This window comes from Streptomyces tagetis, assembly GCF_018069565.1.
In the GTDB taxonomy this organism is placed as follows: Bacteria; Actinomycetota; Actinomycetes; order Streptomycetales; family Streptomycetaceae; genus Streptomyces; species Streptomyces tagetis.
The window spans coordinates 569352-596028 of the sequence record NZ_JAGPNL010000003.1 but is presented as its reverse complement, the minus strand read 5'-3'; the positions used below and the strand labels follow the sequence as shown (position 1 = coordinate 596028).

Annotated in this window: 22 protein-coding genes and 1 pseudogene; 11 read left to right on the top strand and 12 right to left on the bottom strand. The window is 71.8% G+C overall.

Going from position 1 to position 26677, the window contains the following annotated elements; genetic code table 11:
* Window positions 1–175 precede the first annotated feature (175 nt).
* The 4 genes from cydD to hisC all read right to left on the bottom strand — a co-directional run bounded on the left by cydD (window position 176) and on the right by hisC (window position 7705).
* Window positions 176–3694: a thiol reductant ABC exporter subunit CydD gene (gene cydD / locus J5Y05_RS14905; RefSeq protein ID WP_210872447.1), complete on the bottom strand. Its 3519-nt coding sequence runs from the start codon at window positions 3692–3694 to the stop codon at window positions 176–178.
* A gap of 72 nt (window positions 3695–3766) precedes the next feature.
* Window positions 3767–4771 carry a cytochrome d ubiquinol oxidase subunit II gene (gene cydB, locus J5Y05_RS14900; RefSeq protein ID WP_210872444.1) on the bottom strand — a complete coding sequence of 335 codons (1005 nt, stop codon included), beginning with the start codon at window positions 4769–4771 and terminating at the stop codon, window positions 3767–3769.
* A 20-nt stretch (window positions 4772–4791) separates the two neighbouring features.
* The gene (locus J5Y05_RS14895; protein WP_210872442.1) at window positions 4792–6297 is read right to left on the bottom strand and encodes a cytochrome ubiquinol oxidase subunit I; all 1506 of its coding nucleotides are present in this window, start codon (window positions 6295–6297) and stop codon (window positions 4792–4794) included.
* A gap of 328 nt (window positions 6298–6625) precedes the next feature.
* A complete protein-coding gene (hisC, locus tag J5Y05_RS14890; RefSeq protein ID WP_210872440.1) occupies window positions 6626–7705 on the bottom strand; it encodes a histidinol-phosphate transaminase in 1080 nt (359 codons plus the stop codon).
* Between the two features lie 401 nt (window positions 7706–8106).
* Here hisC and J5Y05_RS14885 point away from each other — a divergent pair, with 401 nt between their 5' ends.
* The 3 genes from J5Y05_RS14885 to J5Y05_RS14875 all read left to right on the top strand — a co-directional run bounded on the left by J5Y05_RS14885 (window position 8107) and on the right by J5Y05_RS14875 (window position 11654).
* Window positions 8107–9219 (top strand): LacI family DNA-binding transcriptional regulator, encoded by a 1113-nt coding sequence (locus tag J5Y05_RS14885; protein WP_210872438.1) that lies wholly within the window; start codon window positions 8107–8109, stop codon window positions 9217–9219.
* Window positions 9220–9507: 288 nt separating this feature from the next.
* Window positions 9508–10602, top strand: a complete 1095-nt coding sequence (locus tag J5Y05_RS14880; RefSeq protein WP_247614640.1) for a metallophosphoesterase — start codon at window positions 9508–9510, stop codon at window positions 10600–10602.
* Window positions 10603–10784: 182 nt separating this feature from the next.
* On the top strand, window positions 10785–11654 hold the full coding sequence (locus tag J5Y05_RS14875; RefSeq protein WP_210872434.1) for a hypothetical protein: 870 nt from the start codon (window positions 10785–10787) through the stop codon (window positions 11652–11654).
* 23 nt (window positions 11655–11677) lie between these two features.
* Here the strand turns inward: J5Y05_RS14875 and J5Y05_RS14870 are convergent.
* Window positions 11678–13094: pseudogene (locus J5Y05_RS14870) on the bottom strand (VWA domain-containing protein).
* Window positions 13095–13226: 132 nt separating this feature from the next.
* Entirely contained in the window at window positions 13227–15065 is a 1839-nt protein-coding gene (thiC, locus tag J5Y05_RS14865) for a phosphomethylpyrimidine synthase ThiC (protein WP_247614639.1), read from the bottom strand.
* A 254-nt stretch (window positions 15066–15319) separates the two neighbouring features.
* Here thiC and J5Y05_RS14860 point away from each other — a divergent pair, with 254 nt between their 5' ends.
* The gene (locus J5Y05_RS14860) at window positions 15320–16858 is read left to right on the top strand and encodes a YibE/F family protein (RefSeq protein WP_210872432.1); all 1539 of its coding nucleotides are present in this window, start codon (window positions 15320–15322) and stop codon (window positions 16856–16858) included.
* A 252-nt stretch (window positions 16859–17110) separates the two neighbouring features.
* Here J5Y05_RS14860 and J5Y05_RS14855 read toward each other — a convergent pair whose 3' ends face one another.
* From J5Y05_RS14855 to J5Y05_RS14840, 4 genes are all read right to left on the bottom strand, one after another.
* Window positions 17111–17548 carry an SsgA family sporulation/cell division regulator gene (locus J5Y05_RS14855; protein WP_030420089.1) on the bottom strand — a complete coding sequence of 146 codons (438 nt, stop codon included), beginning with the start codon at window positions 17546–17548 and terminating at the stop codon, window positions 17111–17113.
* A 114-nt stretch (window positions 17549–17662) separates the two neighbouring features.
* Window positions 17663–18511: an IclR family transcriptional regulator gene (locus J5Y05_RS14850; protein WP_247614638.1), complete on the bottom strand. Its 849-nt coding sequence runs from the start codon at window positions 18509–18511 to the stop codon at window positions 17663–17665.
* A 194-nt stretch (window positions 18512–18705) separates the two neighbouring features.
* Window positions 18706–18912, bottom strand: a complete 207-nt coding sequence (locus J5Y05_RS14845; RefSeq protein ID WP_210872430.1) for a DUF5326 family protein — start codon at window positions 18910–18912, stop codon at window positions 18706–18708.
* A gap of 174 nt (window positions 18913–19086) precedes the next feature.
* On the bottom strand, window positions 19087–19404 hold the full coding sequence (locus J5Y05_RS14840) for a cupin domain-containing protein (protein ID WP_210872428.1): 318 nt from the start codon (window positions 19402–19404) through the stop codon (window positions 19087–19089).
* 61 nt (window positions 19405–19465) lie between these two features.
* Between J5Y05_RS14840 and J5Y05_RS14835 the strand changes: the two genes are divergently transcribed.
* The 7 genes from J5Y05_RS14835 to J5Y05_RS14810 all read left to right on the top strand — a co-directional run bounded on the left by J5Y05_RS14835 (window position 19466) and on the right by J5Y05_RS14810 (window position 24228).
* Complete coding sequence (locus J5Y05_RS14835; RefSeq protein ID WP_210872426.1) at window positions 19466–19843, top strand: phage holin family protein; 378 nt, start codon at window positions 19466–19468, stop codon at window positions 19841–19843.
* 4 nt (window positions 19844–19847) lie between these two features.
* On the top strand, window positions 19848–20342 hold the full coding sequence (locus tag J5Y05_RS14830; RefSeq protein WP_210872423.1) for a low molecular weight protein-tyrosine-phosphatase: 495 nt from the start codon (window positions 19848–19850) through the stop codon (window positions 20340–20342).
* Window positions 20339–21508, top strand: coding sequence for a cystathionine gamma-lyase (locus tag J5Y05_RS14825; RefSeq protein ID WP_210872421.1), 1170 nt, complete (start codon window positions 20339–20341; stop codon window positions 21506–21508). Before J5Y05_RS14830 ends, J5Y05_RS14825 begins: the two co-directional genes overlap by 4 nt.
* Before the next feature lie 213 nt (window positions 21509–21721).
* A complete protein-coding gene (locus J5Y05_RS14820; protein WP_210872419.1) occupies window positions 21722–22204 on the top strand; it encodes an NUDIX domain-containing protein in 483 nt (160 codons plus the stop codon).
* A gap of 141 nt (window positions 22205–22345) precedes the next feature.
* The gene (locus J5Y05_RS14815) at window positions 22346–23212 is read left to right on the top strand and encodes a GNAT family N-acetyltransferase (protein ID WP_210872417.1); all 867 of its coding nucleotides are present in this window, start codon (window positions 22346–22348) and stop codon (window positions 23210–23212) included.
* Between the two features lie 389 nt (window positions 23213–23601).
* The gene (locus tag J5Y05_RS32255) at window positions 23602–23730 is read left to right on the top strand and encodes a hypothetical protein (protein WP_281730748.1); all 129 of its coding nucleotides are present in this window, start codon (window positions 23602–23604) and stop codon (window positions 23728–23730) included.
* A gap of 45 nt (window positions 23731–23775) precedes the next feature.
* Complete coding sequence (locus J5Y05_RS14810) at window positions 23776–24228, top strand: GNAT family N-acetyltransferase (RefSeq protein WP_210872415.1); 453 nt, start codon at window positions 23776–23778, stop codon at window positions 24226–24228.
* A 65-nt stretch (window positions 24229–24293) separates the two neighbouring features.
* On the opposite strand, the gene J5Y05_RS14805 is transcribed toward J5Y05_RS14810, so the two are convergent.
* Both J5Y05_RS14805 and J5Y05_RS14800 read right to left on the bottom strand, forming a co-directional pair.
* Window positions 24294–25685, bottom strand: a complete 1392-nt coding sequence (locus J5Y05_RS14805) for a serine hydrolase domain-containing protein (protein ID WP_210872413.1) — start codon at window positions 25683–25685, stop codon at window positions 24294–24296.
* A 101-nt stretch (window positions 25686–25786) separates the two neighbouring features.
* On the bottom strand, window positions 25787–26650 hold the full coding sequence (locus tag J5Y05_RS14800) for a pentapeptide repeat-containing protein (RefSeq protein WP_210872412.1): 864 nt from the start codon (window positions 26648–26650) through the stop codon (window positions 25787–25789).
* Window positions 26651–26677: the final 27 nt, after the last annotated feature.

The following is a 26677-nucleotide window of genomic DNA, read 5'->3' as shown; positions in this document are numbered from 1 at the left end:
CTAGTAAGGGTGGTTTGTTCCGGAAAGTCGGATCTACGAGGTGAAGGGGTCGCACGCTGTGCGGGCCACGGCCGGCGTTGTCCTCCCCCGCGCTCCGCGCCACGGCCTCCCGCCGTCCCAGGCGGGAGGCCGCACCGTACGAGGGGCTGTCAGGGCCCTGGGCCGCGTGGGCCGGTCACCGTGCCGTCACCGGCGACCGCGGTGCGGTCGCGGCCTGCGCCGCCGCCTCCCGCTCGACCATCGTCCGCAGCGGACCCGGCACGGCGGCCAGCTCCGCGAACGGGCCGCGCTGCACGAGGCTGCCCTCGTCCAGCACGAGCACCTCGTCCACCGCCCCGAGCCCCGCCAGCCGGTGCGTGATCAGCAGGGTGGTGCGGCCCTCGGTGGCGGCCAGCAGATCGGCGGTGAGCGCGTCGGCGGTCGGCAGGTCGAGGTGCTCGGCCGGTTCGTCGAGGACCAGCACGGGGAAGTCGGCCAGCAGCGCCCGCGCGAGGGCCAGCCGCTGCCGCTGCCCGCCGGACAGCCGGGCCCCGTGCTCGCCGACCAGCGTGTCGAGCCCGTCGGGCAGGCTGTCGGTCCACTCCAGCAGCCGGGCCCGCGCCAGCGCGTCGCGCAGCTCGGTCTCGGTGGCGTCCTTCCGCGCCAGGAGCAGGTTCTCGCGGACCGAGCTGTCGAAGAGGTGCGCGTCCTGCGCGCAGAGTCCGACGAGCCGCCGGACGTCGTCCCCGGCCAGGGCCTCGGCGTCGACGCCGCCCAGCGTGTAGGAGCCGGTGCCCGGGTCGAGGAACCTCAGCAGCACCTGCGCCAGCGTCGTCTTTCCGGAACCTGACGGGCCGACCACGGCGATCCGCCGGCCCCGTTCCAGGGTGAGGTCGAGGCCCGCGAGGGCGTCCCGGCCCTGACCGGGGTGGCGCGCGGTGAGCGTCTTCAGGACGACCGGGAAGGGGGAGTCGGGTGCCTGCCGGGGCCGCTCCGGCTCCCGTACCGGCTCGGGGGCGTCGAGCACTTCGCAGACGCGCTCGGCGCTGCGGCGCACCCGCTGCCGGTACTGGGCGGCGAGCGGCATGCCGAGCACGGCCTCGAAGGCGGCGAGCGGGGTGAGGACCACGACGGCCATCGCCACTCCGGCCAGTCGCCCGTCGGCGACCGCCTGGGCCCCGGCGAGCGCGGCGCCCGCGACGGTCAGGCCGGAGATCAGCGCCGTGAGTCCGTCGCCGAGCGCCGTGGCGGTGGCGGCACGGGAGGCGAGGCGGGTGAGCACGGTGTCGGCCCGGCGGGCCTCCGCGGTCCGCGCGGGCAGGGCGCCCGCGACGGTCAGCTCGGCGGTGCCGGTGAGCAGGTCGGCGACCCGGGTGGAGAGGACGCCGCGGGCCGGGGCCAGCCGTGTCTCGGCCCGCCGCGCCACCGCGCCGGTGATCAGCGGGACACCGGCCCCGGCGGCCAGCAGACCGGCCGCGAGCACGGCGCCGGCCTCCGGCAGCAGCCAGGCCGTGAAGCCGACGGACACCGCGGAGACGGCCACGGCGGTGCCGGCGGGCAACAGCCAGCGCAGCCAGTAGTCCTGGAGCGCGTCGACGTCGGTGACGAGACGCGTCAGCAGATCGCCCCGGCGGCTGCGGCGCAGCCCGGCGGGGGCGAGCCGCTCCAGCCGCCGGTAGACGGCGACCCGGGTGTCGGCGAGCATGCGCAGCACGGCGTCGTGCGAGACGAGCCGCTCGCTGTACCGGAACACCGACCGTCCGATGCCGAAGGCCCGCGTCGCGGTGACGGCCACCATCAGGTACAGCACCGGCGGCTGCTGGGAGGCGCGCGAGATCAGCCACCCGGAGGTGGCCATCAGGCCGACCGCGCTGCCGAGGGCGAGGCTGCCGAGGAGCAGCGCGAGCGCGAGCCGTCCGCGCCGGGCGCCGGACATGGCGCGCACCCTGGCGAGGACACCGCCGCGCGCCTCGGTGGGACGGGGGACGTCCGGGGTCCGGTCGGGTGCGGGAGCGGCCGGTTCCTCCTGCGTCCGCCGGTCCGGTACGGGAGCGGGGCCGGGCTCTCCGGCGGGGACCGGTGCCGGGGCTTCCAGCCGCACCACGCGGTCGGCCGTCTCCAGCAGCGCCGGGCGGTGCACCACGAGCAGCACCGTGCGTCCCCGCGCGAGCCTGCGGACGGCGGCCACGACCTCGGCCTCGGTCCCGCCGTCCAGGGCGGCCGTCGGTTCGTCGAGCAGCAGGACCGGCCGGTCCGCGAGGAAGGCCCGCGCCAGCGCGATCCGCTGCCGTTGCCCGGCGGAGACCCCGGTCCCGCCCTCGCCGAGCACCGTGGCGGTCCCCTCGGGCAGCGCCTCGACGAAGTCCAGCGCTCCGGCGTCCCGCAGCGCCTGCCGCACGGCGGTGTCCTCCGCGCCGGGCCGGGCCAGCCGTACGTTCTCGGCGATGGTCCCGGCATACAGGTGCGGGTTCTGCGGCACCCAGGCAATCCGGTCGTGCCACTGGGCCGGGTCGAGGTCGGCGAGGTCGGTCCCGCCGACGCGGACCCGGCCCCCGGCCGGGCGGACGAAGCCCAGCAGGACGCCGAGCAGCGTCGACTTGCCCGCGCCGCTCGGTCCCACCAGGGCGACGGTCTCCCCCGGGGCGACGGTGAAGCTCACGTCGGTCACGGCGTCCGCGGACCGGCCGGGGTAGCGGACGGTCACGCCCTCGACGGACAGGGTGCCGTCCGCGGGTACGGGAGCGGTGCCCCGTGGCGGCGCGGGCGTCTCCAGGACGGCGAAGATCTCCTCGGCGGCGGCCAGGCCCTCGGCCGCCGCGTGGTACTGCGTCCCCACCTGGCGCAGCGGCAGGTACGCCTCGGGGGCGAGGATCAGCACGACCAGACCGTCGTAGAGGGACATGTCGCCGTGGACGAGCCGCATGCCGATGGTCACGGCGACGAGGGCCACGGAGAGCGTGGCGAGCAGTTCCAGCGCGAAGGAGGAGAGGAAGGCGATGCGCAGGGTGCGCATGGTCGCCTGCCGGTACTCGCCGGTGATGCGCTTGATGGACTCGGCCTGCGCCTTGGCCCGGCCGAAGACCTTGAGCGTCGGCAGCCCCGCGACGACGTCCAGGAAGTGACCGGAGAGCCGCGAGAGCAGCCGCCACTGTCGGTCCATCCGGGACTGGGTGGCCCAGCCGATCAGGATCATGAAGAGCGGGATGAGCGGCAGGGTGGCGACGATGATGGCCGCCGAGACCCAGTCCTCGGTGACGATCCGCGCCAGCACCGCCGCCGGGACCACGACGGCGAGGCCCAACTGCGGCAGGTAGCGGGAGAAGTAGTCGTCGAGGGCATCGACGCCACGGGTCGCCAGGGCGACCAGCGATCCCGTCCGCTGTCCGCTCAGCCAGCCGGGCCCGAGCGCGGTGGCCCGCTCCAGCAGACGTCCGCGGAGCTCGGCCTTGACGGCCACGCTCGCCCGGTGCGCGGCGAGTTCGGTGAGCCAGCCGACCAGACCCCGCCCGCAGGCCACGGCCACCAGCAGGAGCAGCGGGGTACGGAGTTCGGCCGGCGCCAGGCCGTGCTGGAAGGCATCCACCACCATTTCGGCGATGAGCATCGCCTGCGTGACGACGAGTCCGGCGCCCGCGGCACCCAGGACGACGACTGCGATCAGGAAGAACCGGGTGGCGCGGGCGTAGCGCAGGAGACGTGGATCGATGGGTTTCACGTGAAACATGCCCTCCCGTCCGAAGGGGGTGTTTCACGTGGAACACGCCGCGTGAAACACCCCACCGCGGACTCAGTGCGCGGGGTCGGCGATGTGCTGGGTGCCGATCCGCTTGCGGAACACCCAGTAGGTCCAGCCCTGGTAGAGCATGACGACCGGAGTGGCGATCAGGGCCAGCCAGGTCATGATCTTCAAGGTGTACGGGCTGGAGGAGGCGTTGGTGACGGTGAGGCTCCACTCCGCGTCGAGCGTGGAGGGCATGACGTTCGGGAAGAGCGTCAGGAAGAGCATCGCCACGGCGGCCACGATGGTGACGCCGGAGAAGGAGAAGGCCCAGCCCTCCCGGCCCGCCCGGTTGGCCCCCAGCGCGGCCACCAGGGCGGCGACGGCCACCACCAGGGCGACCAGGCTCTTGCCGTCACCGTTGGCGGCCTGCGTCCAGAGCAGGAAGCCGAGGGCCAGCACGGCCGTGACGAGACCGACCTTCGTGGCGAGCGCGCGGGCCCGCTCCCGGATGTCACCGACCGTCTTGAGCGCGGCGAACACCGCCCCGTGGAAGGTGAACAGCGTCAGCGTGACCAGCCCGCCGAGGAGGGCGTAGGGGTTGAGGAGGTCCCAGAAGGTCCCCACGTACTCCATCTCGCTGTCGATCTTCACCCCGCGGACGATGTTGCCGAAGGCCACGCCCCACAGGAAGGCCGGGATCAGCGAGGTCCAGAAGATCGCCGCTTCCCAGTTCCGCTGCCAGTTCTCCTCCGGCCGCTTCGCCCGGTACTCGAAGGCGACACCCCGGACGATGAGGCTGACCAGGATGATCAGCAGGGGCAGGTAGAAGCCGGAGAAGAGCGTGGCGTACCACTCGGGGAAGGCGGCGAAGGTCGCGCCGCCGGCCGTGAGCAGCCACACCTCGTTGCCGTCCCAGACGGGTCCGATGGTGTTGATCAGCACCCGCTTCTCGGTCCGGTCACGGGCGAGCAGCTTGGTGAGCACGCCGATCCCGAAGTCGAAGCCCTCCAGGAAGAAGTAGCCGACCCACAGGACGGCGATCAGGACGAACCAGACGTCGTGCAGTTCCATGACTGTGCAGCTCCCTCGGCCTAGTAGGAGAAGGCCATCGGCTTGTCGGCGTCACGGGAGTCGCCGCCGATCTTCGTGGGCGGGTTGAGATCGGCTTCGGTCAGCTCCGGCGGGCCGGCCTTGACGTACTTGACCAGCAGCTTGACCTCGACGACGGCGAGGACGGCGTAGAGCAGGGTGAAGACGGTCATCGAGATGAGCACCTCGGCCTGGGAGACGCCGGGCGAGACCGCGTCGCGGGTCTGGAAGAGCCCGTAGACGACCCACGGCTGACGGCCCATCTCGGTGAAGATCCAGCCCCAGGAGTTGGCGATCAGCGGGAACGCCGTCGTCCAGAGCGCCAGCAGCCAGTACAGCCGGGTGAGCTTCGGCCGCAGCGGCTCCTTCAGCAGGACCAGGTGGGGCACCTCGTCCTCCCCGGTCCGGGCTGCGGACGGCAGCAGGAACTTCTTCCGCGTGAGCCAGAGCCCCAGCACACCGAGCGAGAAGGACGCCATGCCGAAGCCGATCATCCAGCGGAAGCTCCAGTAGGCGACGGGGATGATGGGCTGGTAGTCGCCGGGCCCGAACTCCTCCTGGAGGGCCTTGTTGGTGTCGTTGATGCCGGGCACGTAGGAGTGGAAGTCGCTGTGCGCCAGGAAGGACAGCAGGCCGGGGATCTCCAAGGCCACCTTGTTGTGGCCCTTGTCGACGTCGCCGTAGGCGAAGACGGAGAAGGGTGCCGGGCTCTCGCCGTCCCACAGCGCCTCCGCCGCGGCCATCTTCATCGGCTGCTGCTCGTACATGACCTTGCCGAGCGTGTCGCCGCTGACCGCGGTGAGCAGTCCGCCGACGGTCAGGGTGACCAGGCCGAGCCGCAGCGAGGTCCGCATGACCGGGATGTGCTTCTTGCGCATCAGGTGGAAGGCGGCGATGCCGACCATGAAGGCGCCACCCGTGAGGAAGGCCGCCGCGAAGCTGTGGAAGACCTGGTTCAGCGTGGTGTTCTGCGTGAGCACCAGCCAGAAGTCGGTCAGCTCGGCCCGGCCCTTGTCCTCGTTGAACCGGTAGCCGACGGGGTGCTGCATCCAGGAGTTGGCGGCCAGGATGAAGTACGCCGAGAGCAGCGTGCCGATCGAGACCATCCAGATGCAGGCCAGGTGGATCTTCTTGGGCAGCTTGTCCCAGCCGAAGATCCACAGGCCGATAAAGGTCGACTCGAAGAAGAAGGCGATGAGCGCCTCGAAGGCGAGGGGAGCGCCGAAGACGTCACCGACGAAGCGGGAGTAGTCCGACCAGTTCATGCCGAACTGGAACTCCTGCACGATGCCGGTGACGACACCCATGGCGATGTTGATCAGGAAGAGCTTGCCCCAGAACTTGGTCGCCCTGAGGTACTTCTCCTTGTCGGTCCGGACCCAGGCGGTCTGCAGACCGGCGGTGAGCGCGGCCAGCGAGATCGTCAGCGGGACGAACAGGAAGTGGTAGACGGTCGTGATGCCGAACTGCCATCGCGCCAGTGTCTCGGGTGCCAGAGCCATGTCCACGTCGTCGGTCTCCTTACATCGCCGTGGTCGCGGCAATTTGCGCGAGTCCGTCACACCCCGTGCGGATCACACCATCCGGGGAGCAAACAGACGAGCTTGTGAACGCGTTCACATTCACAAGCAATTATGACGTACTGCTTTTCGCCACCGGAAGGGGGGTCCCCTGTGACATCGCCCCCGCGAGGCGGATTCGACAAAATGTTGAATCCAGGACCGTACGTATGCGCTGACGTGCTGGTTCCACGTGAAACCCGTCACCCCTGGCGGTCGAGCGCCCGGAGTGACGGGTCACCGTGGGAGCCACGGGCGGCGGGCGCCCGCGTCCCCGCTAGAGCTGCGTGCGGAACGCCTCCGCCGCCTTCAGGAAGATGTCGTTGGCCTCGTCCTCCCCGACGGTCACCCGCACCCCCTCGCCGGCGAACGGCCGCACGACCACACCGGCCCGCTCGCACGCCTCGGCGAAGTCCACCGTGCGCTCCCCCAGCCGCAGCCACACGAAGTTGGCCTGCGTCTCCGGGACCGTCCAGCCCTGGGCACGCAGCGCGTCGACCACCCGGGTCCGCTCGCCCACCAGCGAACCGACCCGGCCGATCAGCGCGTCCTCGGCCCGCAGCGAGGCGATCGCCGCCTCCTGGGCGAGCTGGCTCACGCCGAAGGGCACCGCCGTCTTGCGCAGCGCCGCCGCCACCGGCTCGTGGGCGATGGCGAACCCGACCCGGAGGCCGGCCAGACCGTACGCCTTGGAGAAGGTGCGCAGCACGCAGACGTTGGGCCGGTTCCGGTAGATCTCGACGCCGTCGGGCACCTCGGGATCGCGGATGAACTCTCGGTACGCCTCGTCGAGGACCACGAGCACGTCCTGGGGCACCCGGTCGAGGAAGCGTTCCAGCTCCTCGCGGCGGACCACCGTGCCGGTCGGGTTGTTGGGGTTGCAGACGAAGATCAGCCGGGTCCGGTCGGTGATCGCCGCCGCCATGGCGTCCAGGTCGTGGACCTCGCCGTCGGTCAGCGGCACCTGGACCGGCGTCGCCCCGCTGATCCGCGTGATGATCGGGTACGCCTCGAAGGAACGCCAGGCGTAGATCACCTCGTCGCCGGGGCCGGCGGTGGCCTGGATGAGCTGCTGGGCCACGCCGACCGAACCGGTGCCGGTGGCCAGGTGGCCGACGGGCACCCCGAACCGCTCCGCCAGCTCGTTCATCAGCCCCGTACAGGCCATGTCCGGGTAGCGGTTGAACGACGAGGCCGCGGCCGTCACCGTCTCCATCACGCCCGGCAGCGGCGGGTAGGGGTTCTCGTTCGAGGACAGCTTGTAGGCCACCGGCCCACCGGCCGCGGCGGGCTTGCCCGGCTTGTAGGTGGGAATCCCCTCCAGCTCGGCGCGCAGCTTGGGGCTCGTCTCGCTCACCGCAGTCCTCCTCGTGACCACCACCGGTATCGAATGCTTCTCACCCTATGAGGATTCGGCGCCCCTGCGAATAGGCCCGGACCCACCTCATCCGTCACATAGGCATCACGGGCATCAGAGGTCTTTTCCGCCCGATTCGGGGGGCGCATCGCACATATATCTACGCGCCGGTGGCTTGCGCCGTGGCGCGCATCCCTCGTGCAGGTGAGTTGAGACCTCTTCGCAACATCGCCCCTGCGGCAGGCCGCCGCTCACAGACACGTAACGTACTGGGGTGCGCCCCACCAACTTCCTTTATTTCAGAGGCTGTTATGGTCTTCCGACCATGCAGAAACGTGCCTGTCAACGCGTGCATATGCGCCCGCCCTACCCCACCGCATGAGCCCTACTATCGGCTCGCCATGACAGCAGCAGGGAAGCACCAGGTGAGCCGCGCGGAAACCTCACGCCGAGGCAACCGGCCGGGTCGGGCGGGCATCAGGGACGTGGCCGCCGCCGCCGGAGTCTCCATCACGACCGTCTCCGATGCCCTCAACGGCAAGGGGCGACTCCCGGACGCCACCCGGCGCCATGTCCGCGAGGTCGCCGACCGGCTCGGCTATCGTCCCTCAGCCGCCGCCCGCACACTCCGTACCGGCAAGTCCGGCCTCATCGGTCTGACCGTGACCACGTACGGGGATGAACCTTTCACCTTCACCGAGTTCGCGTACTTCGCCGAGATGGCACGTGCCGCGACCTCCGCCGCGCTCGCCCGCGGCTACGCCCTCGTCATCCTCCCGGCGACCTCCCGCCACGACGTGTGGTCCAACGTCGCCCTGGACGGCACGGTCGTCATCGACCCCTCCGACCAGGACCCGGTCGTGGGCGAACTGATCCGCCAGGGCTTACCCGTCGTCTCCGACGGCCGCCCCGCCGGCGCGCTCCCCGTCACCGCCTGGGTCGACAACGACCACGAGGCCGCCGTCCTCGGCATCCTCGACCATCTGGCCGCCGCCGGCGCCCGGCGGATCGGACTGCTCACCGGCACCACGACGGACACGTACACCCACCTCTCGACCACCGCCTACCTGCGCTGGTGCGAACGCGTCGGTCAGGACCCCGTCTACGAGTCCTACCCCGCCCATGATCCATGCGCCGGCGCCGTCGCCGCCGACCGGCTCCTCGCCCGGCCCGACCGGCCGGACGCCGTCTACGGACTCTTCGACCCGAACGGCACCGACCTGCTGGCCGCCGCCCGCCGCTACGGGCTGCGCGTCCCGGAGGACCTCCTGCTCGTCTGCTGCAGCGAGTCCACCGTGTACGCCAACACCGAGCCGCCCATCACCACCCTGTCGCTCAAGCCCCGCCGCATCGGCACGGCCGTCGTCCAACTCCTCATCGACGCCATCGAGGGCCTCGACTCGGACCAGCCGGTCGAGCAGGTGATACCGACCGAACTGATCGTGCGCACCTCGTCGCAGCGCCGCCCGCCACGGACCACGGTGAGCCCGCCGCGGTCGCCCGGGGGTCTCTAGGCCCTCTCTTTCGGGTGCGGGCCGGCCCCCACGGCCCGCGGCACGATCCGGAAGGAGGGCACCTGCCCCCGGCCGGCGGGGCGACACCGGCACCGACACGGCCGGCCGCGCCACGGCGGCGGCCGGGCCAAGCACGGCCCAATCGGGGCGAAAGCGACGGCGATCCGGTGTCCTGTCCCGATTCACCACCCCTGGGTCATCACACGGCGCGATCCGCATTCCTATGATGGGCCCACACACCGCGGGCCGCTGCGACCAGGCAGTCCGAAGCGGTGCAGATGCGGCGCGATGGTGGAGGGGTCGATGACTCAGGGGGCCGGTCAGGGACCCGCGGTGGAGCGGACGGCGACGGTACGCGACTTCCGGGTGCCCGCCTACGTCCACGAAACCGCTCCGTACGCCGCCCCCGGCACGCATCCGGGCAACGCCGTCCCGCCCGGCGAGGAGGGCCACCCCGAGGGGTACACCCCGACCCAGCGCGACCTGCCCGTCATCCGCCGGGGCGACACGGTCCAGGTGACCGTCGACCCCGAGGCCGCGCCCGCCGCGCACTCCACCGCCGGCCCCGGCCCGCTCTTCGTCGTCGGCGACGTGCACGGCTACCTCGACGAGCTGGAGTCCGCGCTGCGTGAGAAGGGCCTCATCGACGACGCCGGCCACTGGAACGCGGGCACCGCCCGCCTCTGGTTCCTCGGCGACTTCACCGACCGCGGCCCGGACGGCATCGGCGTCATCGACCTGGTGATGCGGCTCTCCGCCGAGGCCGCCGCGTCCGGCGGGTACTGCAAGGCGCTGATGGGCAACCACGAGCTGCTCCTGCTCGGCGCCAAGCGGTTCGGCGACACGCCGGTCAACTCCGGAGCCGGCACCGCGACCTTCCAGGCGGCGTGGCTGCTCAACGGCGGCCAGAAGACCGACATGGACCGCCTCCAGGACCACCACCTCCAGTGGATGGCCCGCCTCGACGCCCTCGAAGAGGTCGACGGCCACCTCCTGGTCCACTCCGACACGACCACGTACCTCGACTACGGACGCTCCATCGAAGAGGTCAACGACACCGTCCGCGAGACGCTCACCCGCAACGACGTGGAGGAGGTCTGGGACCTGTTCCGCAAGCTGACCAAGCGTTTCTCCTTCCGTGACGAGGGCGGCGCCGACGCCGTCCGCTCGCTGCTGGAGACCTACGGCGGCACCCGTATCGTCCACGGCCACAGCCCCATCCCGTACCTGACCGGCGAGGTCGGCTCCGAGGACGGCGAGGAGGAACCCCGGCCCGCGGTCGAGGGCCCGCACGTCTACGCGGACGGTCTGGCCATCGCCATGGACGGTGGGGTGACGATGGCCGGGAAACTGCTGGTCCAGCAACTGCCGCTCGCTTCCTGACCGTTCGACGGAGGGGCCGGGCCGCCACCGATTCCGCGGGGCCCGGCACCCAATTTCTGGAAACCCCCTGTCACCACGCGCCGTCCCCGCTCTACCATCGGCTTATCCGTAGCAGGCTCCCCTCCGTTTCTGCCCGACGGCTCGTTGGCATGCGAGCCCCAAGCCCTACGGAGCATCGGGGGATGCACATGAACAGCGTTCCGCAGCACTTGTCGCCCGAGGACCGCCAGGAATACGAGCGGGTCCTCGATGAGGCGCTGCGCTCCGCACCACCGCGTCCGGAGCCGGCACCCGCCGGTCAACGGCTCACCACCGAACAACTGCGCACCCTGGCGCTGAACGCGACCGCGCTCATCACGGCCGCGGCAGCCACCGAGTACCAGCACTACGTGAAGGTCCGCGAGGAACTGCGCCGGCCCGCCCAGGCCGCCGCGGCCCCCGCCTCCCACACCGCCGGCACCGAGGAGCCGGAGACCGGCGCGGCGCAACTCGCCGCCACCATGGGCGAGGTCGCCGAGGCGAACGGCGCGGGCGCCGTCGCCGTGATCGCCGTCCTGGCACCCGTCCTGGCCGGCACCGCCGCGGCCATCTTCCTGCTCGTCGGCTACGTCCTGCGCGTGCTCGCCCCGGAGCAGGTGTTCGCCCAGACCCTGCTCACCACGGGGTGGGTGTTCGGCGCGGTCACGGCGGTGGCGATCCTCGTCGCCACCGCCGGACTGCTGATGACGGCCCTGCGCAACCGGCCGTCCGCCGAGGCCGCCCGCCACGCCGATCCCCACGGCGAGCTGGCCCGTGCCCGGGACGCCTGGCACGACGCCCTCCTGCACCGGGGCATCCTGCCGTTCCTGCGGGAGGCGCTGGACGATCCGCGTACGGCGACCGTCCTGCACGCGGGCCCGGCGGCGCAGTCCGGCCGGATGCCGCAGCTCGGCTACGGCCGGCCGGGGTTCTCCAGCCCCGGAGAGGGGGCCACGGCGGACCACCGTCCGCGGTACTCGAGCCCGGACTTCAGCAGCCCGGACTTCGGCGGTCCGGAACACCAGCCGGAGTAGCCGCCGGGACCGGACGGGCGGGGTCAGAGAATGCCCGCCCGCCCGGCGGCGGTGATCCACGACGGGAACTCGGAAAGCAGGCGGTCGTACAGCTCCGGGTCGGGGACGGCGCCGATGTCGTCCACCGCGAAGAAGCCGACGTTGTCGACGCGCCGTCCGGGCAGGGTGTCGAACCGTTCCAGCACGCCATAGCCGGCGCGGCCGATGCCCACGAACTGCCAGAAGACGGGCTCCTCCACGGCCTCGCGCAGCTCCCGCTCGATCTCGGTGTCGCGGTAGACGCCGCCGTCGGAGAAGAACAGCACCAGGGTGGGGTCCGGCGCCGGGTTCTCCCGGACGAAGGCCCGCACCTCGGCGATCACCTTCTGTTCCTCGTTCTGGATGCCGACCGCGCGCATGTCGACCTGGTCGGGGTGGAGGCCCTTCTTCCTGCCGCGCCGGAAGAGGCCGATCTCCCCCACGCGCACGTGCAGGCGCAGCCACTCGGGGAGTTCGCCCAGGCGCAGGTCGGGCAGGCGGGCCGGGTTCGAGGCGAAGGTCCATGCCTGCATCTCGCCGTCGTCGTCCACCTGCGCGGCGACGGCCGCCATACGCTCGACGACGTCGGCGACCACGCCCTTGGTGTAGAGGGGGCTCATGGACCCGGAGGCGTCGAGGACCAGGACGACGCGCGCGGTGACACCGGCCGCCCCGTGCTTGCGCAGGCTGACGGCGACCTGCTCCTTGCGCAGCGACAGGCGCTTGCGCATGTCCACGGGGAGGCGCTCCTCGCCCTGGGTGAGGCGTGGGCGGGGGTGTGGGGGCGGCCGGGGGAGCCGGGGGCATGGGTGGGGCGGGTGCAGGGGCGACCGGAGCCGTGGGGGCCTGCGCCGGGGGAGCCGGAGCCGTGGGGGCCTGCGCCGGGGCCGGGTCGTCGACGGTGATGCCGTAGTCGGTGGCCAGCCCCGCGAGCCCCGTGGCATAGCCCTGGCCGACCGCGCGGAACTTCCACCGGCCCTGCCGGCGGTACAGCTCGCCCCCGATCAGCGCCGCCTCCGCACCGGCCGTCATGTCGAACCGGGCCAGCTCCGCCCCGGTCCCGGCGTCCAGCAGGCGCAGCGACAGCCCCGGCACCCGGCCGAAGGTCCCGCCGCCGGCCGAGGCGCACAGCACCACCCGCTCGACCTCCGGCTCCAGCGCAGGGAGGTCCACCTCGACGGTGTCGGCCGTGGTCCCGTCCGCGGAACCGCGCCCCAGGTGCCGCACCGCGCCGGAGGCGTGACGTGGCCGGCCGGAGAAGACGAAGTCCTCGTCGCCGCGGACCCGGCCGGCCGAGGTGAGCAGCAACGCCGAGGCGTCGACCCCGGGCACGCCCGGACCGGCCGACCATGCCAGCTCGACGCGGACCGCGGGGGAGTCGACGGCGAGGTTGGCGCCCTTGCCCAGAGATGTGGCTGTCATGGGACCAGTGTGCCGAGCGGGTCCCGGCGAACGGGAGTGGCGGGGCGGGCCCTGACGCCCGGTCCCCGCGGAAGGTAGGGGGCGGGCCCCGGCCAGGCCGCCCCCTCCCCGTCGACCGGGTCCGGACGGACCTCAGTCGGCGATGGGCAGGTAGACCCGGTTCCCGCTCGCCGCGAACTCCTTCGACTTCTGCATCATGCCGTCGGCCACCTCCTCGGCCGTGGCGCCGTCGGCCAGATCACCGCCGAACCGCTCGGTGATGGTCTGGCTGATCTTCATCGAGCAGAACTTCGGCCCGCACATCGAGCAGAAGTGCGCCGTCTTGGCGGGCTCGGCCGGCAGCGTCTCGTCATGGAACTCCCGTGCCGTGTCCGGGTCGAGGGACAGGTTGAACTGGTCCTCCCAGCGGAACTCGAAGCGCGCGTCCGACAGCGCGTCGTCCCACTCCTGCGCGCCCGGGTGCCCCTTGGCGAGGTCGGCCGCGTGCGCGGCGATCTTGTAGGTGATGACGCCGGTCTTGACGTCGTCGCGGTTGGGCAGGCCCAGGTGCTCCTTGGGGGTGACGTAGCAGAGCATGGCCGTGCCCCACCAGGCGATCATCGCGGCGCCGATGCCGGAGGTGATGTGGTCGTACGCCGGGGCGACGTCCGTCGTCAGGGGGCCGAGCGTGTAGAACGGGGCCTCCTCGCAGATCTCCTGCTGGAGGTCGACGTTCTCCTTGATCTTGTGCATCGGGACGTGGCCCGGCCCCTCGATCATGGTCTGCACGTGGTGGCGCTTGGCGATGCGGTTCAGCTCCCCCAGCGTGTGCAACTCCGCGAACTGCGCCCGGTCGTTGGCGTCCGCGATGGAGCCCGGCCGCAGTCCGTCGCCCAGCGAGTAGGTGACGTCGTAGGCGGCGAGGATCTCGCAGAGTTCCTCGAAGTTCTCGTAGAGGAACGACTCCTTGTGGTGCGCGAGGCACCAGGCGGCCATGATGGAGCCGCCGCGCGAGACGATGCCGGTCTTCCGGTTCGCGGTGAGCGGCACGTACGGCAGGCGGACGCCGGCGTGGACGGTCATGTAGTCGACGCCCTGCTCGGCCTGTTCGATGACCGTGTCCTTGTAGATCTCCCAGCTCAGCTCCTCGGCCTTGCCGTCGACCTTCTCCAGCGCCTGGTAGAGCGGCACGGTGCCGATGGGGACGGGCGAGTTGCGCAGCACCCACTCGCGGGTGGTGTGGATGTTGCGCCCGGTGGACAGGTCCATCACGGTGTCCGCGCCCCAGCGGGTCGCCCAGGTCATCTTCTCGACCTCCTCCTCGATGGAGGAGGTCACCGCGGAGTTGCCGATGTTGGCGTTGACCTTCACGAGGAACCGTTTGCCGATGATCATCGGCTCGGTCTCCGGGTGGTTGACGTTGGCCGGCAGCACCGCCCGGCCCGCGGCGATCTCCTCGCGGACCACCTCCGGCGAGACGTTCTCCCGGATGGCCACGTACTCCATCTCGGGCGTGACCTCCCCCCGGCGCGCGTACGCGAGTTGCGTCACCGCGGTGCCGGGACGGCCCCGGCGCGGCTGGCGCGGACGGCCGGGGAAGACCGCGTCGAGGTTGCGCAGCCCCCCGCGCGGGGACGTGTGCTTGATTCCGTCGTCCTCGGGACGGACGGGACGGCCCGCGTACTCCTGCGTGTCGCCGCGGGCGACGATCCAGTTCTCCCGCAGCGGCGACAGGCCCCTGCGGACATCCGTCTCGACGAGCGGGTCGGTGTACGGACCCGAGGTGTCGTAGAGCGTGACCGACTCTCCGTTGGTGAGATGCACCTGACGGGCCGGCACCCGCAGGTCGGGGCGCGAACCCTCGACATACGCCTTGTGCCAGCCGATGGACTTCCCGGCCTCCCCGGCGTTCGACTCCGGTCCCTTCGTCTCCGTCGTCGACTCCGTGCGGTTCCGCGTGGAGGCAGGCGTGCGTGCGTCCTTGATGGCCATGAGACCAAGCTCCCTACGCCGGCATTACCCGGTAACAGGTTCGGCGGTCGACGCAGCGGCTTCCGTCTGCCGACGTTTCGTGTGAAACATCACTCGGCTTCGGTGATGTTTCATGTGAAACGTCGCTGGGACGGAGGTCAGCGCCCTCTCAGCCCGGTGCTCCGAGCTCCCGCGTGTACAAAGGTGCCTCCACGCTAGCGTCAATTCGGGCGCGGTGACCAGAGGGCCCCTTCCGTTCTTGCGATGATCGGGCGGTGACCACGACGCATCATCCTCCGCCTCCGCCGCACGACCCCCGCCGTGGGCCGGGTGCCGAAGACGACGGCCGCCGCGGGACGGACCGCAGGCAGGACTGGGCCTTCGACACGAACCCCGGCTCCCGACGGGAGCACTCCCACGGCGGGCCGACGGGCGGTGGCGGGCCGGGTGGGCACGGCGGCGGCGGTCACGGCTCCGGTGGCGGGCACGGGCATTCCCACGGGCACAGCCACGGTCCCGCGACGCCGGTCTCCCGCCATCTGCGGAAGGTCATCGCCGCGATCCTGATCCCCTTCGCCGCGGCGGTGCTGGTCGGCCTCACGGTGCTCTGGCCGGGCGGAGCACCGCCGCACCAGCGCACCGGGGTCGGCTTCGACCGGCAGACCCAGGAGGCCACCGTCACCAAGGTGGTCGAGGTGAGCTGCTCGTCCGTCAACGCCTCGGGAGCCGTCCCGACCGGGGACACCTCCACCGCGGAGGGCTCCTCGGCACTCCAGCAGGCCAACGGCACCTGCAAGCGGGCGACGGTCCGCGTCGACACCGGCAAGGACAAGGGCCGTACGTTCACCGAGATCGTGCAGCCGGACCAGTCACGCCAGCTCCACCAGGACGAGCAGGTGGTGGTCGCCTACGAGCCCTCCGCCCCGAAGGACCTGCAGTACTCGGTGACCGACGTCAACCGCCGGCTGCCGCTGGCCCTGCTGGCCGGCATCTTCGCGCTGGCCGTGGTGGTCGTCGGGCGGCTGCGCGGCCTGATGGCGCTGGTCGCCCTCGCCATCAGCTTCCTGCTGCTGAACTTCTTCATCCTCCCCGCGATCCTCCAGGGCTCCAACCCCTTGCTGGTGGCGGTCATCGGGTCCAGCGCCATCATGCTGATCGCCCTCTATCTGTGCCACGGACTGTCCGCCCGCACCTCCGTGGCCGTACTGGGCACCCTGATCTCGCTGTTGCTGATCGGGCTCCTGGGCTCACTGTTCATCGGCTGGGCGGCGCTCACCGGCAACACGGACGACAACACCGGCCTGATCCACGGCCTGTACCCGCACATCGACATGAGCGGTCTGCTGCTCGCGGGGGTGATCATCGGCTCGCTCGGTGTCCTCGACGACGTGACGGTCACCCAGACGTCGGCCGTCTGGGAACTGCACGAGGCCAACCCGACGATGGGCTGGCGCGGGCTCTACCGGGCGGGCATCCGCATCGGCCGCGACCACATCGCGTCCGTCGTCAACACGCTCGTCCTCGCCTACGCGGGCGCCGCGCTCCCTCTGCTGCTGCTGTTCTCCATCGCGCAGAGCAGCGTGGGGGCGGTCGCCAACAGCGAGCTGGTCGCGGAGGAGATCGTGCGCACCCTGGTCGGCTCGATCGGCCTGGTGGCCTCGGTCCCGGTCACCACGGCGCTCGCCGCCCTGGTCGTCTCCGCCGACCGGCGGCAGGCGGGCGAGGCGGCACCGGCCGTCGCCGGCGGTACCGGGTCCTCCGGGGCCGGAGCGCAGGGGCGCGGCAGCGGGCGGGGGCGTCGCCGGAAGCGCTGATCCGCCGGGTCCCCTGGGGGGTGTCCCGGCGGTACGGCGGTGGCCCGTGGCTTCCCAGCCACGGGCCACCGGTCTTCGAGGCCGACGGTCTTCGGGGCCGATGGCGAGGGCCGACGGCCGGGAGGCCGCCGCCGCCACAGGAACCGGAAAAGCAACAGGGACCGGAAAGCCACAGGAACCGGAAGAAGCGTTCCTGCACAGTTCGGCGGCCCGCCGCGGCCTAGGTCACCGCCACCCGGGCGCCGTTGCCGTTCACCCGGCGCTCTGCTCCTCGGCCAGGATGCGGTCCAGGGCCTCGTCGAGGTGCGCGTCGAAGTCGGCGAGCGCGCCCTCCTGCCCCAGCGGCACCAGCTTGTCCGTCCGGTCGAGGAAGGCCACCAGGGGCGCCGCGGAGGAGCGGAACAACGCCTGGTCGCTGCCGACCTGAAGCCGGATCAGCACCTCCGCCAGCGGCTCCGGATCGACCGGCGCGATGCGCACATCGCCGTCGCCGCACGGCATGGCGACACCGTCCACCAGCAGCTCCCGGCCGAAGGTCCAGGTCACCGGGGCGTCACCGGGGAGATGGAACGTCAGCCGCACGGCATAGGGATCGGAGGTCTCGTACCTCAGCTCCACCGGAATGCGGAACGACAGCTCCTCGGACACGAGAAAGCTCATCATGACCTCTGCCTGCACAGACTCGCCCATTCGCCTACCCCGTCATTCGCCGTCGACTGTCCGGGAAAATCACACCTGGAACCAAACTTCTTACACTGGTGGCATCTTGCTTAACGTACACACCAGATCACAAGGAGTGAGTTTTCAGATAGTGATAGAGGGCGCGAGCGGACCCAGCAGCCGGCCCATCTCGTGCTGCAGCCGACGCACCGTCGGAAGCAGTCGCCCGGCCTGGTGAGCGGGGAGGGAGAGGGCCACCGCAGCCGCGGTGGAGCCCACGGTGAGCGGGATCGCGGCGCAAACGTACCCCAGGGCGTACTCCTGGTGTTCCGTCACCGGAGCCATCCTCGGCAGCCGCTCCAGCCGCGTCAACAGGCTGTGCCTGTCACGCACCGTATAGGGGGTGACGGGTTGCACCGGGTAGCGTCGGATGTGGTCGCGTCGGCCCGCCTCGTCCAGTTGCGACAGCAGGCAGAGCCCGACGGCGTGCGCGTGCGCGGTCTCGCGGAAGTCGGCCCACTCCTCGACCGCCGGATGGTCCGGCGTATCCGATACGCCGACGACCTCGACCTCGCCGGCGCGGTACGTGGCGTAGTACACGGGGGCGTCGATCGCGTCCCGCCAGCTCGCCAGGGCGTCGACGACCGTGCTGCGACGTTTCTGCTCGGCGCCGCTGCGGCTCAGCCGCTCGGCCGCCTCACCGAGGAAGAACAGGCCCTTCTCCCGGCGCAGATAGCCCTCGTGGACGAGGGTGCGCAGCAGGTGGTAGGCGGTGGGCAGCGCGAGTCCCGTCTCCCGGGCGAGTTGCTTGGCGGGTGCGCCGTATCCGTGCGCGGCGACGCGTTCCAGCAGGCGCATCGCCCGCTGGACGGAGCCGATGAGGGTGGCGGGCGGCGGCTCGGCCGCGGGGGAGGGGGACGGGGTGCGCGGTGTCGCGTGCGTCTGCACGGGGAGTGCGTGCAGCGCCGCTCGGGCGGTGTCAGCCGTGGCCAAGGATCACTCCCGGGGAAGCGGAGGGGCCCGTGCGGGGAACACGGGGTGGGGGGTACGCCGCTCGCGGGGTGGACCCCGCGGGAGTCTCGGACTCTAACCCTCGGTCACCGCTTGTCGGCCATCCGTACCGGAAACTTCCCCCGGGCGAGGGAACCGGAGGTCCCCTCGTCACCCCTGCCGAGGTCCCGGGCCCCTCACCAGCGCGACGAGGAACCCGACGTGAACCGGCGCACGATGTAGATCAGTCCGCCGACGAGTGCCACGAAGACCAGCACCTTGAAGAGCAGTCCGATCACGATGCTGAGCACCGTCGCTATCAGGCTGCCGAACACGACCAGGGCGATGACCGGCACCGCGATCCACTTCACCCACCACGGGAGTCCCGTGAAGATCTCTCGCATCGCCCTCGTCCTATCTCTCCGCCCGGCCGGTGCCGATCCTCCGATGGACCGGCACCCTTCCCGGAAGTCTTGGATGTCCTGCACTCGATGCTAGAGCCGCGCGGGCCCCGGCGGGGCTCCCGCATCCCTTGTCTCCCCCTGAGCGATCCCCTAGGGAACCCGGGGAGCGGCGGCTCAGCCCTCGGGGGGCGAGAACACCACCAGCACCCGAAGATCCTCGCTGATGTGGTGGAACTTGTGGGCCACCCCGGCCGACACGTACACCACGCTGCCGCGGGCGACCTCGGTGGTCTCCATGCCGACGGTGATCGCCGCACGTCCGCTGACCACGAAGTACACCTCGTCCTGACCGTGCGGCTGCTGTGGATCGGCCGCTCCCGCGTCCAGGGCGTAGAGGCCCACCGACATGTTCCGCTCCCGGAGGAACTGCAGGTAGGCGCCATCGTTGGCGGCGCGCTCCGCCTCCAGTTCGTCCAGCCGGAAAGCCTTCATCGTCTCCGCCCGCCCCTGTTCTCACCGTTCGTGTCCGCCCGCGTCTGCCACGATCAGACACATGAAGAATTTCGTAGTCAAGACGATCGCCAACGCGGGCGCCCTGGCCGTCGCCGTGTGGCTGCTGGACAAGATCACTCTGACCGGGGGCAGCACCGGCAAGAAGGCCGGCACGCTGATCCTGGTCGCCCTGGTCTTCGGCCTGGTGAACCTCTTGGTCAAGCCCATTGTGCAGGTGCTGACCTTCCCGCTGTTCATCCTGACCCTCGGCCTGTTCACGCTCGTGGTCAACGCGCTGATGCTGCTGCTGACCTCGTGGCTGGCCGGCAAGCTCGACCTGAGTTTCCACGTGGAGGGCTTCTGGACGGCCGTCCTGGGCGGCCTGATCATCTCGGTCGTCTCCTGGGCCCTGAACGCGTTCCTGCCGGACAAGGACTGACCCCGTGACCTACCGCGTCTGCTTCGTGTGCACCGGCAACATCTGCCGCTCCCCGATGGCCGAGGCCGTCTTCCGTGAACGTCTGCGGGCGGCCGGACTCGACGACCGGGTCCACGCCGACAGCGCCGGCACGGACGGCTGGCACGAGGGCGAGGGGGCCGACCCCCGCACCGTCGCCGTGCTGGAGGAGCACGGCTACGACGGCGCCCACACGGCCAGGCTGTTCCAGCCGTCCTGGTTCGACCGCCTCGACCTCGTCGTCGCGCTCGACGCGGGCCACCTCGGGGTCCTGCGCCGGCTCGCGCCCACGGAGCGGGACGCGGCCAAGGTACGGCTGCTGCGGTCCTACGACCCCGCCGCCGACGGGGACGACCCGGACGTGCCGGACCCCTACTACGGGGACACCGGCGACTTCGAGCAGTGCCTCGCCATGGTGGAGGCGGCGACCAGCGGACTGCTCGACGCGGTCCGCGCGGATGTGGAAGGACGGGTGGCATGAGCGATTCCCCTACCGGCTGGCGGAGTTCCCCGGGCGGCCTCCCCGGGCCCGGCGACGGCACCCGCGCGGTGCGCGCCGGACTGCCCGAGCCCGTCAAGCACGAACCGACCCTGCCCGGTCCCGTCTTCGCCGCCCACTTCCACCTCCCGGGCGATCCCACCGGCCCGTACACCTACGGCCGCGACGAGAACCCCACCTGGACCCATCTGGAGCGGGCCCTCGTCGAACTGGAGGCACCAGGGCGCGACGACGTCGAGGCCCTGGTGTTCGCCTCGGGCATGGCCGCGATCTCCTCGGTGCTGTTCTCCCAGCTCAGGGCCGGGGACGCGGTCGTGCTCCCCTCCGACGGCTACCAGGCGCTGCCCCTGGTCCGCGCCCAGTTGGAGGCGTTCGGCATCGAAGTGCGCACCGCGCCGACCGGCGGGGACGCCCAGCTCGGCGTCCTGGACGGAGCGAAGCTGCTGTGGATCGAGACGCCCTCGAATCCGGGGCTGGACGTGTGCGACGTACGCCGCCTCGTCGAGGCGGCCCACGCGGGCGGTGCCCTGGTGGCCGTCGACAACACCCTCGCCACTCCGCTCGGGCAGCGCCCGCTGGAGCTCGGGGCCGACTTCGCCGTGGCCAGCGGCACCAAGCAGCTCACCGGGCACGGGGACGTCCTCCTCGGGTACGTCGCCGGACGTGAGGGCGCCCCCATGGCCGCCGTCCGGCGCTGGCGCAAGATCGTCGGCGCGATCCCCGGCCCCATGGAGGCATGGCTCGCGCACCGTTCCCTCGCCACCCTCCAGATGCGCGTCGACCGGCAGAACGCCACCGCCCTGAAGGTCGCCGAGGCACTGCGCACCCGGCCCGAGGTGGCGGGGCTGCGGTACCCGGGGCTCCCCGACGACCCCTCGCACCGGACCGCCGCCCGGCAGATGCGGCGCTACGGCTGCGTGGTCTCCTTCACCCTGGCCACCCGCGCGCACGCCGACCGTTTCCTCGACGCCCTGCGGCTCGTGGAGGGGGCGACGAGCTTCGGCGGGGTGCGGTCGACCGCCGAGCGGCGCGGTCGCTGGGGCGGCGACGCGGTGCCGGAGGGCTTCGTCCGGCTCTCGGTCGGCGGGGAGGACCCCGAGGACCTGGTGGCCGACCTGTTGCGCGCCCTTGACGAGTCGGCGGGCTGACCTCGTCGCCCACGGAGGCGTAAACGGCGGTCCGAGCCTCACCGTCACGGCTCGGACCGCCGTGCGTCCCGGTATGCGAAGGCCCCTCCCCTGGGGGTCAGGCCGGTGCCCACGGCCCGATTCCCCCGCGCCCGCCTCCGGTGGTCGCGCGGCGCGCACGGTCGATACGCCCTGCGATGTTTCACGTGGAACCAGCGGGGCCACATTCCTCCCATGACCGTCCGACCCGTGGTCAAGCGCACCGCACGCGCCGTCCTCCTAGACGGCGACGCTCTCGTCCTGATCAAGCGCACCAAGCCCGGCGTCGACCCGTACTGGATCACGCCCGGTGGCGGAGTCGAGCCGGCCGACATGAGCGTCGTGGACGCCCTGCACCGCGAGGTGTACGAGGAACTCGGCGCCAAGATCACCGATGTGGTCCCCTGCTTCGTGGACACCGTGGAGCACATCGGGGAGGACGAGGGCGCGACCGGCGTGAAGGTGCAGCACTTCTTCGTCTGCCGTCTGGAATCCATGGACCCGGCCCTGCGACACGGCCCCGAGGTCGACGAGCCGACCGGCGAGTACGAGATCGTCCGGGTGCCGTTCACCCGGGTCGGCATCGCCTCCGTCCACCTCGTACCGCTCTCCCTGCGTCACTATCTGGACGGAAACATCGAGGGCGTACGGGCCCTGCACGCCCCCGACCTCGGCTGACACCCGCCTCCGGCCCTTCTGCCGACACGGCGTCCGCGAGGTGTCGGGGCGCTGTGCGCGCGGCCACGGCATGGCGAAAAGCTCGCACCCGCCGGGCAAAGAGGTGGACGCGGGCGCCCTCCGTCGGCCAGCCTGACCAGCGTGCCGACTCCTTCCCTCTCCTCTCTGCCGATCCGCCGTCTGACGCTCCGTGACCTCGACGCGTGCGCCGACCTGTCCGAGGACCGGGGGTGGCCACGCGAAGAGCACAAGTGGGGGCTTCTCCTCACCGCCGGGAAGGGGTACGGCATCGACGACCCCGACGGCGGTCTCGTCGGGGTCTGCACCGTCACCGAGTACGGCCCGCCCGAGCGGCCCTCGCTCGCGGCCATCGGCATGATGCTGGTCGCCGAGCGGCACGCGCGCCGGGGCGTCGGGCGCCGGATGATGCGCCACATCGTCTCGGCGCGGGGCACCACCCCCCTGACCCTGTACGCGACCCCGTACGGCCGGCCGCTCTACGAGGAACTGGGCTTCAAGGACATCGGCCGGTCGGAGATGCTGCGCGGCCGGTTCGTCCCGGAGACTGCCGGACCCCGCGTCGCCACCCGCCCCGCCACCGCCGAGGACCTCACGTCGATCGTCCGCCTCGACGAGGAGGTGTTCGGCGCCGACCGCACCCATGTGCTCACGCGGCTGCCCGCCTTCGTCGACCAGTTGCGCGTCGCCGAGGAGGACGGCCGCCTCATCGGATACGCCGCCGCCTGGCCCAACATGGACACCCACGTGGTGGGCCCCTTGATCGCCCGTGACACCGAGACGGCCAAGGCCCTCGTCGCCTCTCTCGCCGCGGGCACCAGCCGGCCGCTGCGCACCGACATCGACGTCCGGCACGAGGAACTGCTGGCCTGGGTGAAGGAGCGCGGCCTTGACGTGGTCGCCCTCAACGCGGTCATGACCCACGGGACCGCCGAACTGCCCGGGGACGGCGCCCGGCGGTTCGCTCCGCTCACGGTGGCGGCGGGCTGACCGCACCCCCTCATGCGGCGACCCGAGGGCCTGTCGAGCGCGGTCGGCAGGGGACACAGGGCCGCCCGCCGGCCGGTCCGGCGGGGGATCAGTGGTGGCGGTGACGCGCGCCTCGGGGGTACGGAGCCCGCGGCGGCCGTGGCGGGGGCGCCGTCGCGCCGTTCCAGAGCGGGCCGAGAGCACGGCGAGGCCCAGGGCGGTGGTGGCCGGCACCGCGCCGACCCGGTTGGGCGCGGTGCAGCCGAGGCCGGCGGCGATGACGGCCCCGCCGAGCCAGGTGGCCGGCGGTGGGGATCGAGACGCCGCAGTCGTGTGCGGCCTCGGGCAGCAAACCCGTGATCACGCACCTGGTCAGCCGACAGCACGAGGGCGGAGGAGGGCACCTCCGGATGAAGCAGGACGCCGACGCCGTACGCTCCGGCCGGCACACGGAGGCCCTCGACGAGGCGGCCACCCATCCCGACCTGGCTCCGCTGGTCACGGTGGTCGAGACGCTCAAGACGCCGGTGGCCGCGTAGCCGCCGCGGGGACCGTCGGCCGGTGCCGCTGCATAGGCTGCCCCCATGGGAGATCTTGAGATACGCAGGACCACCGAGGACGACCTCCCCGCCGTGGTCGCCCTGCTCGCCGACGACCCCTTGGGCGCCCAGCGTGAGTCACCCGACGATCTGACGCCCTACCGGGCGGCATTCGCACGGCTCGCGGCCGACCCCCACCAGCACCTGGTCGTGGCCGTCCGCGACGGCCGTGTCGTCGGCACGCTCCAACTGACGATCGTTCCGGGGCTGTCCCGTCGCGGCGCGACACGGTCGATCATCGAGAGCGTCCGTGTGCACGCGGACGAACGCGGCAGCGGACTGGGGACCCGGCTCATCGAGTGGGCGATCGCCGAGTCCCGGCGGCAGGGCTGCCATCTGGTGCAGCTCACCTCCGACAAGACGCGCGAGGACGCCCATCGCTTCTACGAACGGCTCGGCTTCTCCGCCTCGCACACGGGCTTCAAGCTCCCTCTCTGAACAGGCCGTCACCACGGATGCCCTGGCTCACGTTTCACGTGAAACAGGGCATCCCGTCACATCGGCTACGCCGAGCCCGCCCCCTGCCAGCCCCGCGGGTCCACCCCGCCCGGTACCGGCGCTCCCTCGTCGTAGGGCCGACGGGTGAAGACGAACGAGCCGAGGTCCAGGTGGCTCACCGTCCCGTCCGCGCGACGCACGGCCTGGAGGGTCTCCCCCGCGTAGTAGCCCTCGATCCCGGTCCAGGTTCCGTCGCCGGCGGCGAGGAAGCGGGAGCGGCGCCCCTGGCCCCGCAGCGGCTCCAGTGCGACCCCGGCGTCGGGCAACAGCCGCAGGGCGAAGGCGGACGTCCCCCAGTACCAGGGGCCGGCCAGCTCCAGCAGGGCCGGGTCGACCTCCGGCAGCGGACGCCACGGCTCGGGAATCCTGGGTTCGGCCTCGATGACGATGCGCACCAGATCCGCCCCCACGGCGGCCGTCAGCGGCCCCGAAGTGCAGTTGGCCAGCACGACCGCGGCCACGTCGTCGTCGATGCCGATCGTCAGGTTGGCCAGGAAGCCGGGCAGCGAGCCCGAGTGCCCCACGAACAGCCGCCCGTCCCGGTGCTGGATCTGCACGCCCAGGCCGTAGGTCACGCCGTCCCCGACATCCGCCGCCTCGGCCGGAGCCGCGGGCGCCCGCATCTCCCGCACGCTCTCGGCGCACAGCACCCGGTCGTCGCCGGCGGCCAGGAAGACGGCGAACCGCGCCAGGTCGCCGGTGGTCGACCAGAGCTGGCCGGCCGCCGCCATCAGCCCGAGGTCCTCGGAAGGCTCGGGGAGCAGCGCGTCGGCCCACGGATGCACCGCCCAGCCCTTGGCGTGCGGTGCCTCGGGCTGCGTGGTCGTGCGGGTCAGGCCCAGCGGCTCCAGCACCTCCCGGCGCAGCACGTCCTCCCACGGAGCGCCGCGCAGGCGTTCCACCACCGCGCCGAGCAGGGAGTACCCGGGGTTCGAGTAGTGGTGCCGTCGGCCGACCGGATGCCGCAGGGGTTCCTTCCCCAGTACGTCGGCCAGTTCGGGGCGCAGGGTGCCGGGTGTGCGCTCCCACCACGGCGCGGGTGACTCGGCGGCGAGCCCGCCGGTGTGCGCCAGCAGGTCGGCGATCGTGGCGCGGCCCGCCCCGGTGCCCGGCAGGTGCTTCTCCAGCGGGTCCTGGAGGTCGAGCAGTCCCTCGTCGCGCAGCCGCAGGACGAGAACGGCCGTGAACGTCTTGGTGATCGAGCCGATCCGGTACTGGACGTTCTCGTCAGGGACGTCTCCGTCCCGCGAGGTCCGTGCGCCGTGCCACACGGTGCGCCCGTCCCGGACCACCGCGGCGACGAGCGACGGCGCACGTCCTTCGGCCTGGGCGACGGCGATCCGGTGCAGCAGTGCCCGGCGCGTGGCGGGAAGCAGGTCATGCTCATCTGTCGTCATCCCCCCAGTCCACCCGCCCCCGCCCCTGACGTCGACTCCATTTCACCGAAGGCCGGCCGGATCACCCGCGAGCGACCTCCCGGACAGCCTCGGTTCCCGGCCTACCAGTGCGTGGGGCGCATCAGGCCCGGCGGCAGTGTGGTGGTGGTGTCGCCCCTGGCCGCGTTGAGCTGGGCCTGGGTGAGGAAGATGCTGCCCGTGAGGTCGGCGCCGCTCAGGTCGGCGTCTCGCAGGTCCGCGCCGATCAGGTCGGCCGACCGCAGGTCGGCGCCGCTCAGGTCGGCGGCGATGAGGTAGGCCCCGCGGAGGTTGGCTCCCCGCAGATCGGCGCCCTGGAGGCCGGCCCCGATGAGATCGGCTCCCCTGCGGTCCTTCTTCCGGCCCGTGACCTTGGCTCGCACGAGTTCGCTGGTGCGCAGCAGCAAGGCGTTGACCTCGCCTCGGTGTGCCGGCACATCCAGTCCGGTGAGTTCCTGGGCGCTGCCGCCGGCGAGGCGTTCGGTCTTCTCCAGCGCGCGACGCAGTTCGTCATGGACGGGCCGGGCCGACGGCAGGGTCAGTGCCTCGCTCAGGTACCAGAGGAGCTCGTGGAGCTGGCGCATGACGGGGAACACGTCGAACATCTGCCGTGCGGTGTGCGGGGCCTGCCGCCAGTCCACTCCGCCGAAGGTGATCTGCGAGACCCGCTGTCCCGCGCCGAAGCAGTCGAAGACGGTGCAGCCCGGAAAACCCCGCTGCCGCAGGTGTGCGTGAATGCCGCAGCGGAAGTCCGCCCGCAGGTTCGGGCAGGGCCGGCCGGCGTCCTTGTCGACCGCGAAGTCCGCCGAGGCCGCGAAGGGCAGGGCGACACAGCACAGCCCGAAGCAGCTTCCGCAGTCCGCTTGCAGGCCGAGCCCGGCAGCGTCGGGAAACGGCTCTTCGTGCTCCTGGGACACCGTGCGTGAGCTCCTGCCGCGAGAGAGCATCGCCTCCCGGCGCACTCCGACCGAACC